This is a genomic window from Microbulbifer okhotskensis (assembly GCF_023895975.1).
Lineage (GTDB): Bacteria > Pseudomonadota > Gammaproteobacteria > Pseudomonadales > Cellvibrionaceae > Microbulbifer > Microbulbifer okhotskensis.
In genome coordinates, this window is record NZ_JALBWM010000108.1 from 1 (window position 1) to 13,293 (window position 13,293).

8 protein-coding genes are annotated in these 13,293 nt (G+C 46.4%); 7 read left to right on the forward strand and 1 reads right to left on the reverse strand.

Annotation, left to right across the window (positions count from 1 at the left end; genetic code table 11):
* From MO867_RS17560 to MO867_RS17580, 5 genes are all read left to right on the forward strand, one after another.
* Window positions 1–1,361 (forward strand): hypothetical protein (locus tag MO867_RS17560; RefSeq protein ID WP_252471570.1); only part of this gene is annotated, 1,361 nt, incomplete at its 5' end.
* 145 nt (window positions 1,362–1,506) lie between these two features.
* Entirely contained in the window at window positions 1,507–2,937 is a 1,431-nt protein-coding gene (locus tag MO867_RS17565; protein WP_252471572.1) for a TolC family outer membrane protein, read from the forward strand.
* Window positions 2,934–5,138: a type I secretion system permease/ATPase gene (locus MO867_RS17570; RefSeq protein WP_252471574.1), complete on the forward strand. Its 2,205-nt coding sequence runs from the start codon at window positions 2,934–2,936 to the stop codon at window positions 5,136–5,138. The genes MO867_RS17565 and MO867_RS17570 overlap by 4 nt, the downstream gene beginning before the upstream one ends.
* Before the next feature lie 21 nt (window positions 5,139–5,159).
* Entirely contained in the window at window positions 5,160–6,416 is a 1,257-nt protein-coding gene (locus MO867_RS17575; RefSeq protein ID WP_252471576.1) for an HlyD family type I secretion periplasmic adaptor subunit, read from the forward strand.
* Between the two features lie 12 nt (window positions 6,417–6,428).
* Complete coding sequence (locus tag MO867_RS17580; RefSeq protein ID WP_252471578.1) at window positions 6,429–7,340, forward strand: transglutaminase-like domain-containing protein; 912 nt, start codon at window positions 6,429–6,431, stop codon at window positions 7,338–7,340.
* A 40-nt stretch (window positions 7,341–7,380) separates the two neighbouring features.
* Here MO867_RS17580 and MO867_RS17585 read toward each other — a convergent pair whose 3' ends face one another.
* Window positions 7,381–12,150: a CapA family protein gene (locus tag MO867_RS17585; protein WP_252471581.1), complete on the reverse strand. Its 4,770-nt coding sequence runs from the start codon at window positions 12,148–12,150 to the stop codon at window positions 7,381–7,383.
* A 610-nt stretch (window positions 12,151–12,760) separates the two neighbouring features.
* On the opposite strand from MO867_RS17585, the gene MO867_RS17590 reads away from it, so the two are divergent.
* Both MO867_RS17590 and MO867_RS17595 read left to right on the forward strand, forming a co-directional pair.
* Window positions 12,761–13,009 (forward strand): hypothetical protein, encoded by a 249-nt coding sequence (locus MO867_RS17590; RefSeq protein ID WP_252471583.1) that lies wholly within the window; start codon window positions 12,761–12,763, stop codon window positions 13,007–13,009.
* Entirely contained in the window at window positions 13,003–13,266 is a 264-nt protein-coding gene (locus MO867_RS17595) for an MFS transporter (RefSeq protein WP_252471585.1), read from the forward strand. Before MO867_RS17590 ends, MO867_RS17595 begins: the two co-directional genes overlap by 7 nt.
* Window positions 13,267–13,293: the final 27 nt, after the last annotated feature.

Consider the following 13,293-nt stretch of genomic DNA (forward strand, 5'->3'; position numbering starts at 1 on the left):
CCGATGCCGATGCCGATGCCGATGCCGATGCCGATGCCGATGCCGATGCCGATGCCGATGCGGATGCTGATGCCGACGCTGATGCCGACGCGGATGCCGACGCTGATGCCGATGCCGACGCTGATGCGGATGCGGACGCTGATGCCGACGCGGATGCCGATGCCGATGCCGACGCGGATGCCGATGCCGATGCCGATGCCGATGCCGATGCCGACGCCGATGCCGACGCCGACGCCGATGCCGATGCCGATGCCGACGCTGATGCCGACGCGGACGCGGATGCCGACGCGGATGCTGATGCCGACGCGGATGCCGATGCCGATGCCGATGCAGATGCTGATGCTGACGCGGATGCCGATGCGGATGCGGACGCTGATGCTGATGCTGATGCTGATGCTGATGCTGATGCTGATGCTGATGCCGATGCCGATGCGGATGCCGATGCGGACGCTGATGCCGACGCGGATGCCGACGCTGATGCCGATGCCGATGCCGACGCTGATGCGGATGCGGACGCTGATGCCGACGCGGATGCAGATGCCGATGCCGATGCCGATGCCGACGCCGACGCCGATGCCGATGCCGACGCTGATGCCGACGCTGATGCCGACGCTGATGCCGACGCTGATGCCGACGCGGATGCTGATGCCGATGCGGATGCGGATGCGGATGCGGATGCGGACGCTGATGCCGATGCGGATGCGGATGCGGATGCGGACGCTGATGCCGATGCTGATGCTGATGCTGATGCGGATGCGGATGCGGATGCGGATGCGGATGCGGATGCGGATGCCGACGCGGATGCCGACGCGGATGCCGACGCGGATGCAGATGCCGATGCCGATGCCGATGCCGATGCCGACGCCGACGCCGATGCCGATGCCGATGCCGATGCCGATGCCGACGCTGATGCCGACGCTGATGCCGATGCGGATGCGGATGCTGATGCTGATGCTGATGCGGATGCCGACGCTGATGCTGATGCCGACGTAGATATCGATATAAATATCGACATCGATATAAACATTGATATCGACATAGATATTGATATCACCATCATCAATATCGGTTCAGGTTCTACCGTTGGATCTGATGGTGTCCTCGATATCGATGTTGCTGCGGAACCAGCCGAAGATATGCTGGATACCGGTTCCAACCTGTCAATCGATGATTTGCTTGAGTCAACGAGCGAAGAAGCTCAGGTATTCGAGTCGAATGGAGATGAGGAGGGTGTAAGTCCCAACCTGATTTCCAGCGATATGATAGGAGGCACGGAAGCCCTAACAGCAACTGATAACGCAGCAGCGTTTGATGATCCTGTTGGAAATATGTGGGAACAAAATGGCCTGAGTGACACCTAGATCAGATAGCCTTAAATTAACTTAATTACCGGGCCGTAAGGCCCGGTTTTTTTTGGCTAGACTTTTGTAGTCACTCTATGAAACCGTCAGTTTCTAAGGACGAGAGAGTGTTTTGCCTCCCAGTAATCATTGATAAGTGAGAATAGTGGAAGTGTTTAAACGACTATGGAAAATGCCATTTCTATTTGTACTGGTATTTTGGACGTTCTTTGCTGAAGCCGATCTGTTTGGAGCGCCCCCATCTGCTGAAGTAATTAGCCCTAGAAATGTGGATGTTGAGGCTAAAGACTTACTAAAACAATTATCCTTCCGAGAGTATGAGGAGGGAATAAAGCGAAATGAACTCAATATGCTTGAACTGGTGCATCAAGCCGTTGGATGGCATCCCTTAATTGCAGAAGTAATAGGTAATTTATACCAGCAGAGGCAAGGCGTTCGAGCTGCAAAGTCAGGCTATTTCCCCCAGTTGAGTGCCGGAGTTGTGGCGGGGCATGACTCTGAATATAAGCGTGAAGGGGATGGCCATGCATTTCAGGTGAATATTTCGCAAATGGTGTACGATTTTGGCAAAGTCTCCAGTAATGTCGATTCTGCCAAAGCTGGAGTACAGCGGTCACAAGCTGAAGTTCTTCAATCCATTGATGAGGTGGCAAGGAGAGCCGCAAAGGCGGCAATTGAAGTTCAGCGATATCAGTCGCTTCTTATTACTTCTGATGCACAGGTTCAAGGTGTATCAGCTATCGCACAACTCGTACAAATTCGGAAAGATCGAGGGGTTAGCGCTCGTTCAGAAGTTTTGCAGGCCCAATCCAGAGTTGATGCTGCACAGGCATCTAAACAGCAAGTCGAAGCCCTTTTGCGTCGATGGCGTAGTACCTTGCAAAAACTGACGGGTTTTCAATCTCCATTTCGTGTCGCTATGTATGTCCCCGAAGATGTCGCTCAGGCGTGCGATGTTGAATCTTTTGATCTGTCCTCAGTCCCAGATGTGCTTGTGGCTGAGGCTGACAGGGCCGAGGCAGAAGCGAAGTTAAAGTCCTCAAAAGCAAATACATGGCCGACATTTACTCTGGATGGCAATATAAATCAGTACCTGGATCAAAATTATGTGGATGCCAATGCATTGAGTAAAAATGAAAAAGCCATTTTCTTTAATGTTTCCATGCCAATCTATCAGGGTGGAAAAATATCTGCAGGTCGGGAGGGTGCAAACTATGCATTAATGTCTGCTGATGCTGCCAGAGACAACGCTTTATTATCAGTAACACAGAAATATCGTGAGGCACAGGAAGAGGCAGAGGGACTAATGCGAAGTTTGGGAGCGCTAAGTGCCAGGGAAAGCGCCATTGCGGAGACCAGAGATCTCTATAAGCAGCAATATTCCACTTTGGGGACAAGAACTTTAATTGATTTATTGAATTCAGAGCAAGAGTTACACTTTGCGCGTTTGGAAAAAAATAATACGATTTTTGATTTGCACCTTTTGAAGATTGACTGCTTGCACAGCCGTGGTGGTCTGCGTGAAGCTTTTAAATTGGATGGAACTGAAATTCAGGGCGTGGAGGTGTTGCCTTGAGCAATAATCAATTTGAAAGTACAGGCGATAGTATTGATCCGGTTTTAAATAGATCCAATATTAAAACCGATTTTGAGCCATGGTGTGAAGCTATTGTAGCCATTGCTCGACATTATCGTGTTGACTGTTCATCTGAGAGAGTGCGAATAGCAGGAAGTTGGGGTGGCTGTTCTTCTGTTGAGGGGGTTGTTCGACAGATGTCACGACAGGCTGGTCTAACCGTAAAGTTTTGTCCATTCGACGAATCTGCGATTAATTCCTGGCGTTTGCCTATTGTTGCGCAGATGATGAATGGTCAATTAGTGGTTATAGATTCGGTATCCAAAGAAAGCCAGCTGAGTGTTACCTATTGTGGGGATCAGGGTTTAAAAACTAATGTGTCTTTGGTTGAGTTGAAAAACCAAACCCTGAGTTTAGCGATATTTCGACCGAGGCGTACAGCGACTGATGCCCGTATTGACGAGTACATAAAAACCGGTGATAAACACTGGTTTCGTCGTATTATTCTACGAGATTTGAAACCCTATTTTCACGTAATGATTGCTACGACGATTGCAAATTCTCTGGCGTTGGCCGGTATTATTTTTTCAAAACAAGTCTACGATCGAGTGATCCCCGCAGAATCATTACCAACGCTCTATGTGCTTTTTAGTGGCGTCGTTGTTGCTATTATTTTTGACTTTATTATGAGGACAATGCGGGTCAGAGTTACAGACTTATTAGGAAAGCGTGCTGATATTCGCATGTCAGATTTAGTTTTTGGTCATGCTGTTCGGGTTAAAGATCAAGCGAGACCAAAGTCAACAGGAACCTTCATTTCACAAATTAGAGATCTTGAACGAATAAGGGAGTTGTTTACTTCTTCAACGGTCCTGGCACTTGCAGACCTACCATTTTTTCTACTTTTCCTGTTTGTTATGTGGTGGATTGCTGGAAGTCTTGCATTGATTCCTTTGGTCGCGGTCTTCCTATTAATAATTCCTGGTTTACTCCTGCAGCCGAGATTGGCGACCCTTTCTAAAGAATCAATCAAAGAGGGAGCATTACGTAATGCGATGCTGATCGAGACCATTCAGGGATTGGAAGATATAAAATCGATGCAAGCGGAGCAAAGATTCCAAGGCCAATGGAATCACTTCAATGCGGTTACTGCTGAATCCAGCCTTAAATTGCGTTATCTAGTTGGGGTGTTATTAAGTTGGACACACAATGTTCAGTCATCAGTTTTCGCCGTTGTTGTTTTATTTGGAGCACCGATGGTGATGGGAGGTGGTATGACAACAGGTGCATTGGTGGCAGCTTCTATTCTCGGCTCCAGAATGATGGCACCAATGGCAAATATCACCCAGATACTTAGCCGGTGGCAGCAAGCTCGGTTTGCAATGAAAGGTATTGATCAAATCATGCAATTGCCGGTCGACAATCCAGAGGATGAAAAAAAAGTACAGAAAGCGGTTATTCAGGGAAATTATCATTTCAAGCAAACTGTGTATAACTATGGGGATAATTCTGCGGAACCAGCTTTGAGTATTGCTGATCTTAAGATAAAGCAAGGTGAGCGTATTGCTGTTTTAGGCAGAAATGGATCAGGTAAGTCTACTTTTCTGCATGCTTTGTCCGGCTATATCGAGCCTGCTAGGGGGCAGTTGCGACTTGATGATGTCAGCCTTGCTCATATAGATCCTGCGGATGTCAGGCGCGATGTTTCCTTACTTAGTCAGAAAACAGGTCTTTTTCATGGGACTATCTATGAAAACCTGATCCTAGGTGCACCAGATGCCAGTGATGAAGAAATTCTATGGGCGCTTGAAATGAGTGGGGCCAAGGATTTTGTCAGCAAATTACCTAAAGGTTTAGGGTGCTTAATTCAGGAAGGGGGGCATGGACTTTCCGGAGGGCAAAAACAGTCATTACTTTTGGCTCGACTGCTTTTACGTCAACCAAATGTGCTTTTGTTAGACGAACCCACATCCGCATTGGATGAAGCCACTGAGAAACAGTTTATTCGGGCCCTTTCTGAATGGAGTGCTGATCGCACAGTGATAGTTGCAACCCATAGGACGAGTATTCTGCATTTTGTAGATCGTGTATTAGTTCTGGATTGTGGCAGGGTTGCTCTTGATGAACCCAAGGACAAGGCGATTTCCATATTGTCACGACAAAAAGGTAAAGACACCCGGCAGGGTGAAATGGTTTCATAGGCAAAGGTTGGCGAGGTACTCATGTCATTTCCAGATGGTCCCGACTTATTATCGCACCCTCGACGAGAACCAAAGCGTGTTGCTCTATTGGACTTAGATTCTCAAAACGATGAGAAGCAATACGGTAATGATGTCGATGATGCATCTTTGGTCCGTTCTGGAGGGATTGTTTGGATATTTTTCCTTCTTATTGCTGCGCTAGTAACCTGGTCATACCTTGCTAAAGTCGATGAGGTATCTTCCGGCAGTGGAAAGGTGGTACCTACTTCACGCTCTCAGATAATACAGTCTTTGGAGGGAGGCATACTTGCTGACCTAAAAGTATCTGAGGGGGATATTGTCGATAAAGGAGAAGTGCTTGCACAACTGGACCCAACAAAACTGCGGTCCAATGTTGAGGAAATTTCAGCAAGGTATAGGGCTGCACTTGCCAGCGTTGCACGTTTAAGTGCTGAGGTGAATGTTGAACCAGTAAAATTTCCTGAAGAGCTTGTTCAGCATACGGAACTCATCGCTACAGAAAAGAAACTTTTCGATATACGGCAGCGAGGTTTGGCTGAATCTCTCCATGGATCAAAAGAAACTTTAAAATTGGTAAAAAAAGAATTAGCCATAACCAAGTCCCTATTGGATTCAGGAGCGGCAAGTAGTGTCGACGTACTTCGGCTACAAAGACAGAAATCGGAATTAGAAACAAAAATTCTGCAAATCAAGTCAGATTATATGGTTAAAGCCCGGGAAGAGCTGGCCAACGTAAGTGCTGAAGTTGAGTCACTATCTTCAGTGATGGAAGGACGATCGGATTCCTTGACTCGACTGACCCATAGGTCCCCAGTGAGAGGGATTGTTAATGCTATCGAAGTTACCACTATAGGAGGGGTTATTCCTCCGAATGGTAAGTTAATGGAGATTGTTCCCCTGGATGACCAGCTTTTGATTGAGGCAAAAATTTCTCCCAGAGATGTAGCCTTTATTCGGCCGGGACAGGCTGCAAAAGTAAAAATAACGGCTTATGAATATGCCGTTTATGGCGGATTGGATGGTGAAGTTACGACAATATCTCCCGATACAATACAGGATGAGTTTACGCCGGGTGAATATTATTATCGGGTATTCATCCTGACAAAAAAAGTCGCCCTGGTAAATAAGGTGGGAAAACAATTCCCTATTGTACCTGGAATGATTGCTACGGTTGACATTAAAACAGGAACAAAAACGATCTTTGATTACTTGCTGAAACCAATTAATAGGGCAAGTGAAGCTTTGCGGGAGCGGTAATGGTGGAAGTTTATGTCTATTAGCAGAATTGTTTTTTCTGTGGTTTCTATTCTATTTGGGATGTTCGGTTTTTGGCGGGATACGGTAGCCGATAGTAAGAAGGTTACCTTGTCTGCAGTAATTACAGTAAAAAATCAATCTGATCGTGATGTTGTAGGATATATTCATAGGTTGTCAATGCCGGTTGAAGCTGGGCTGCAGCAGTCGTTGAAGGAGGTAAGATATGAATATCCAGAAAAAATAGTTTATAAAAAGCATAAAAAGGGTGACTCAAAGTATTTGGAGTTAAAACTAGATATTCCTGCCGGAGATACCATTAAGCGAAAAGTTCATTTTGATCTTCTGTTGACTTCTTACGATTACACTACGATTCCCCGTGGACGCGAACCTTACCCTGCCAGTATGTATCTGCAGTCAGCCAAATATATTGAGTCAAATGCGATAGCGATTCGGGAATTATCCCTGGAAATTCAGAATACATTTGCCGATGAGGATGCGCGCCTGAGGGCGGCATTTCTCTTGCCGCAGGCAATTATCGATTACAAAATCCAACCTACTAAAGGTGCGCTTGCGGGTCTTGAATCAAGGGAGGGTGATTGTACAGAATATGCGGCTTTATTTGTTGCTTTAGCCCGTTCAATGGGGTATCCGGCAAGAGTAACTTCTGAGTTTCTTTTCACTAAAAGAAAACAGTTTAAGCAGCCCAATCATCATGCCGCAGAAGTCTATATGAATGGACGGTGGTTGCCTGTAGATCCGAATCTAGCCCAGGAATCTCGATTTGGCTATGGATTTGGTAGAGGGAAGGTCAGTAAAATTACGCTTACGCGTGACTTTACCTGGGTGTGGTCCAACTTGTGGCCTAAAAATTTTCGAGGGCACGTGGATAAAGCAAAAGTCACTATTGAGTGGAGTTTACAGTAGCGACTGAATTTGAAATGCCATCCTTGTGAGGCCAGTTGTTTTATTCGGCTTCAATAGTCTGTCCAGTTTTCTGAAGTTTATCGAGTAAAGTATGAATAGAACCAAAATCTGAATCCCGCCTTGAGCCTTTCAGAAGAATAATATCTGAGTCCTGACAAAATTCTGCCAAATATCTTACCAGGGTAGGTGCTTCGGAAAAATGCGGCCCCAGCACTTCATCGGGCAAAACTTCACGGAGATATTTCATCTCCTCCCCGTGGGTTATTACCCAGTTTACTTGGCATTGAGCAAGGGGTTCGGCAAGGCTCTCGTGTAGTTCTTTAGCTTTGTCGCCGAGGTGAACTATCCGTCCTAAGATGGCGATTTTTCGTCCCTTTCCCTGAGTTTCAGTTTGTTCAAAGACGGAAAATGCATTGAGCATTGAACTGACTGTGGCATTCCAACTATCGTCGATCAGACTAATGGATTTCCCATTTATTTTTATGCTGGTACGTTGTAAATGACTATCGTCTAGTTGAAGTTCCTGTAACTTCAAGGCTGCCTCATCAAGATCTCTACCCAAGGCATAGACTGTGCAGATAGAAGCAAGTGCATTGTGGAGCATGCCGATACTTGGGGCCGGAACGCGTAGTTCCAATTCCCGCTTGGGGAATTTCAATTGTACCCAGCTACCTGATGTATCGGTACGCACTCCGAGAATACGTACTTCGGCATTAGAGCTTTCCCCAAAAATAATTACTCGTTTCGCGTGCTTTTTTGCCTTCTTTAATACATATTCAAAACACTTGAGATGTTCACCTGCAATCGCAATAGCGGCGCCAGTGAGGCCATCGTAAATCCGCGATTTCCATCTGGCTGTATCTTCGACACATTTTACGTGGTGGTTGGTTTGGGACATGCCAATTTCGGTGATCAGGGCGATTGTGGGTTTTACCTGATGTGTAATTGGGCCACGCTTCATCCATAGAGCGCTTTGGGCAACTTCTATAACTGCAACTTCATGATCTTGGTTTAGGCTAGCCATCATCGATGGAGCCCCTACTCGGGAGTTATAATTACCCAAGCTGGATAGTACTTTCTCCCTTGGACCCAACATTTGGGTTATCATCTTCAGTGTTGTTGATTTACCTGCGGTACCAGTAACTGCAATAACCTCGCCACTAAATCGTTCCCTCGCAGCTAAGCCCAATTCAACGATAACCTTGATAGGATCGGCTACCTGTAAGACGGGAAGATCTTTTGGAAGCCCTGTGACGGGTCGGGCCACAATCACCCCGGCAATCTGATTGGCAAAATAGGGGAGCTTTTGATGGAAGTCCCAAAACCTAGTTGGTTTCTTTGAGCTTTGTTCATGATAAGCCCGGTCAAGATTGGTGTGTGCAATAAACAATATAGGGTCAAGTGACTCTTCAATAAAGCTGCTTCCAGAGATCACACTACGGACAAACCATCCCTCGGGTGGTGGTACCAGCCACTTGCCGCCCGCAATCGCCTTGATTTGTTCTGCGTTCCAGGTCTGCCCCGGGTGATGTTGATACACTATCGGTGGAAAATCGCTGATGTAGACCGGAATCCTTGAGCGTGATGAAGTTTTTTTCTCGGATAAGTTTAGTTGCGTAATCATTCCACCTACGAGTACAGGTTTAATTTGGGTGGTATTTGAAATTAGACCTATTGCTAAGTGTAAATGTACGGGTTGAATCTCACTTTTTGCTGGTGCTCGTAATCCATAAAAGTCCCTGTAGATTACTCCAGGTTGCCATTTTGTCGTGGGTACCTGCCAATCACAGGGGTCGTGATCCATCGATTTCCCCCAGTAGGGCATGGATGTTTCCCGGATTGGAATCGCCCGGAAATCTAAGCGGAAATCTTCTTGTACTTTCTTATCGATAGTCCAGAAGGATTCCACCCATAACATCTGCCTGGTTTTTATTTCGCGGGGATAAAATCTAACACCTAGTAATTTAAGTGGCCCACATTCAATTGGGGGAATGCGAGCATCCAACGGTACCTGCTCTACTGTCCAGTTGGGATTTAATGGACGCTGTACTTTGATAGGGTCACGCTTGTAATGAGTTTTGAGTAAGTGAGGAAGTTTACGACTTTGTCTATCAGGAGGTGAAAGCAGAATAGAACCACTGCCATCAAAATTTGGTGTCAGCTGTGTACCCAGAGATGAGCAGGACTTAGTGAAGCGGAGCGTTAGCTCTTTTGCCTTATCTCCACTCAATTGCTTACTAAATCCAAAACCAACGCCTACCGGTACAAAGGTAATTTGCTCTATCCCCTTCTCACTTAAATGAAGGCGAAAGATTCCGCTTTCGGCTAGGTTTCGGCGAACGGCATCAAATAATAAGTCCCCGGCATCATGAATGATTGGTCTATCGCGATAAATCTCGACACCCTGTAGCTTATGAGCACTAGTGCCCAATATACCATCTGCCCCGGCATCAATAATGGCATGGCCTATAGCGATTTCATCTTCACTGGGCTCAGTTTCCCTGTTTTCTCCCCAGTGAACTGCAATAAGGACGATATGTGCCTTTTCTCTGGCTGCTGTGATTCGAGGCTTTAAACTGTCACGCCAGAGGTTGGGTATGGTGAGCGGTAGGTGGGCGCAGCCCGGTGTGTTGGGACCTGCGGCAAAGCGAGGTTGGGTTGCATCAATAGAGAATATGGCAACATTCAGTTGACCTGCTGGACGAAAAACGGGGGCGAGAGCTTGTTCGATGTTGATTCCGGAACCACTGTGGCCGATACCTGTTGCATTGAGCCAGTATTGTTGCTCCATCAGTGCTGAGGGTCCATAGTCACCACTGTGATTGTTTGCTGTAACGACGACATCGATTCCAGCATCCATCAATACAGAGAGCATTTCAGGGCGGGCCCGATAATAGTAGGGGGATGACTCACCCTTACTGACACCCTGCTCGCCCTCAGTGCTGATTACGCACTCCAGATTAACCACGCTTATATCTGCGCTTTTTAATGCGGTGATAGTACCGAGTACCTTTTCGGTACCAAATTGAGCCGTGCGATAATGTTGTCTTCGAGATAAGTTGACATCGCCTCCCCAGGCCAATATCGGCATTGGCTTTTGGCAATTGATAGTGGGCTCGATTTCCATTGCAGGATATGCCTCTTTAATGTCTTGAGGTATTTCTTTGGGAGCAAGAAGGTACTTCCGATAGGCCACAAACCCCGACAGATAGTGTTCGACATCATCAATACGCACTCTGAAGGCGTGATGCCGAATAAAAAAACTTCCCAAAATACGCTTAGGGTTTTTGAAGTACATGGCGAATTCAGGCCAGAAATACCCGTTTAAAAGATACATTGCGCGTTTATGTAGTGCTCGATAAAAATGTTTCAGATCTACTTGGTCGAGTAAATATTGAAATTCAGGTTCTCTGCGCAAGCGAGTAACCATCTTTTCAGCAGCCATCATTAATTCAAGTAGAGTCGGGAATGTAGTAATTCTATTCTCCACAAATTCCAAGTAACTAGCAAAATTGCGAATGCCAAATTGATAGTACTTTTCTTCTGAGCGATAAAGTGTCAGTTCATTGACACAGTAGCTAAGCCAATGATCGTGCGCACGCCAATGATTGGCGCTGATAAAATAGGCAAATGCTTTTTCAACCAGAGATAACCAGCGGGAGTCTTTTGTGAGGCCATAAAGGCGCATTAGGCCAAAGGCCGCTTCACCATCATAATAGATGACTCGATGTTTATCTTTTACCTGGAGTTCAGGATATTCAAGAACATGGGAGAATTGCCCGGTGGCTGAGTCCTGCATATACTCAATGCCGAGAGCCAGTTTTTCCATTAATGCAGCATACCGGTCGGTTTTTGCCACTTCGGAGTATTTGACCAAGGCCAGAAGGGATACCGCATTTCCCCCCAATTTGATTTCATTATTTGCCTCTACTAGGAATGCGGCCATAGTACCTGAAGGGAGAGGAGCGGACTGAATAAGATCAGTTGTCAGGTGCTCTAATGATCGCAATATGGCACTCATCAGGGCTTTGTCACCAGTGACCTCCCAGGCTTCAATCATTGCATAGGTACTGCTCGCATGGCGTAGATTATTGTAAGTATCGATCTGCCGATCAAAGCAGGCATGCCACCCATAGAAGAAGGAACCATCCTTTTTGACTTGGGTGCTTAAGTAGTGGCTGCTGGTTTTAATCAGCTCGGTGACGTTACTGGTATTTAGCTTTCCGGTAATACGCCGGCCTGCATTCAGACCTGGGCCGTATAAGTTAACAGGGTTGGCCTTGGATTCGCAGAAAAGTCCCTCGGTCGAAAGGAGTAGCACGGGCTTGTCTTCTGAGAAGTCCAGCTCAGTATTGGGACCAAAGCGCTGCTTGGCATAGGCAATAAAATTGTTTTCGTTGATGATGACATGTTCAACCTGATTGCCGCCATAAAGCATGGCGTTAGCGTTGAGTTCTTGTTCCAGGAATGCTATTTCACAATCGTTGTCCAGTGCGAGACCATAGCGGAAATACGACCTTTTAGTGTCCTTTAATATTTCCTCTAGCCCGGCAAGGGTCATTGCACTTTTTTGAGTCACCCAGTCTACTCGTAACCAACAGGGATTCATCTTGTTCGATTTTGCTGCCCTTTGTGTGGACTTGGCCAAAGCTCGCCATGCTACTGAAAAATCTGATGCTGTTATATGTCTCACTATGGCGCGCTGTTTGGCATCACTGATTGAGGAAAACAAGGTATAGGGCGGGCGTTCCTTACTCAGTGCTTGCTCTACTTGAGTGCGCACTTGAACGAGCATGTTGGATAGGGACATGTCGCGACTTATCTCTCTATTTAAGAAGAGTGGCAGTATTTTTCCTGCTGATCGACTCAGGTGTTTTTCCTGAAGGAGTATAGACACGGGGGGGGATTCTGCTCTTGCCGAAGGTGGTTAGAGTTGGGCTGTGAAGTCTAATTATTTTATCCGTCAGGCAGGGTTTTCAAATCAAATATTCTCAGATAGTATTGGGGATCGCTTTCAGAATATTTGTTATTAACCTGGGATTATTGGTTTGGGTTAATGCCAAGGTTTAGTTATGTGGCAGGGGCATTCCCTGTCAAGCAGAATACCCGGGATTTTGTCGTCTCAGGTTTTTTGATCGGTAAATATCAGCTGTTTTTCTCAAATTCAGCTTGCTTGCCCCTAATCGCCATAAACCCGCTTTGACATGATTGAGGTGCCATGCTTGCCCTCGCAGAAAAGTATGGCACCTTGACCTGGTGATATAAGAACCTTTCGGAGTTGTAGGTGTATCAATATCCTGCGGGCGCTTATCGGATGGCCTTAGAGTCATTCTTTTACTTGGACAAACTGTACTTAATGCTTGTGGAGTCGGTGTCTCTGTAGACTTTTTGTTGTCGGAAAATCTATTGGAGAAATAACAATGAGTTGGAAATGGTGGAGCCGCTTAAATAGTTATCCTCCTTTAGTTTGGGTCATTTTAATTGGCAGTTTCTTTAGCCGTGGAACTTATTTTATGGTCTGGCCTTTTCTGGCCATTCTTCTATTTAGGAATTTTCAGCTGGATGCGGCAGAAATCGGTTTAATCTTGAGTGTATCTGCGGTGGGTGCAGCCGTGCTGGGCTTCTTTATGGGGCGCTATCGGACCGCTATGGCCGCCGTAATATGTTGATTCTTGGGTGTGTGGTCAGTGTCTTTTCATTTGCCTTATTGGCGGTGACACAAATACTGCCGGGCTTTATTATTGCGATGACCTTGTGTGCGATTGGTCGTGCAATTTGGGAACCACCCGCGAGTGCACTTATAGGCGATTTGATCGATGATCAGGCGCAGCGTGAGCTTGCACTGCAACTCCGTTACTTTCTTATTAATGCCGGGGCAGCACTTGCACCTATTGTGGGTGGAGTTATAACCGAATCTGGTGTTTGAGGGTTTGAAAGAAAGTAGCGTATCTGG

What these genes read in the sequence shown, in the direction of transcription:
- MO867_RS17595 (WP_252471585.1), top strand. Translation starts at nt 13,003, where the DNA reads ATGTTGATTCTTGGGTGTGTGGTCAGTGTCTTTTCATTTGCCTTATTG.
- MO867_RS17585 (WP_252471581.1), bottom strand. Translation starts at nt 12,150, where the DNA reads ATGTCCCTATCCAACATGCTCGTTCAAGTGCGCACTCAAGTAGAGCAA.
- MO867_RS17590 (WP_252471583.1), top strand. Translation starts at nt 12,761, where the DNA reads ATGAGTTGGAAATGGTGGAGCCGCTTAAATAGTTATCCTCCTTTAGTT.
- MO867_RS17580 (WP_252471578.1), top strand. Translation starts at nt 6,429, where the DNA reads ATGTCTATTAGCAGAATTGTTTTTTCTGTGGTTTCTATTCTATTTGGG.
- MO867_RS17575 (WP_252471576.1), top strand. Translation starts at nt 5,160, where the DNA reads ATGTCATTTCCAGATGGTCCCGACTTATTATCGCACCCTCGACGAGAA.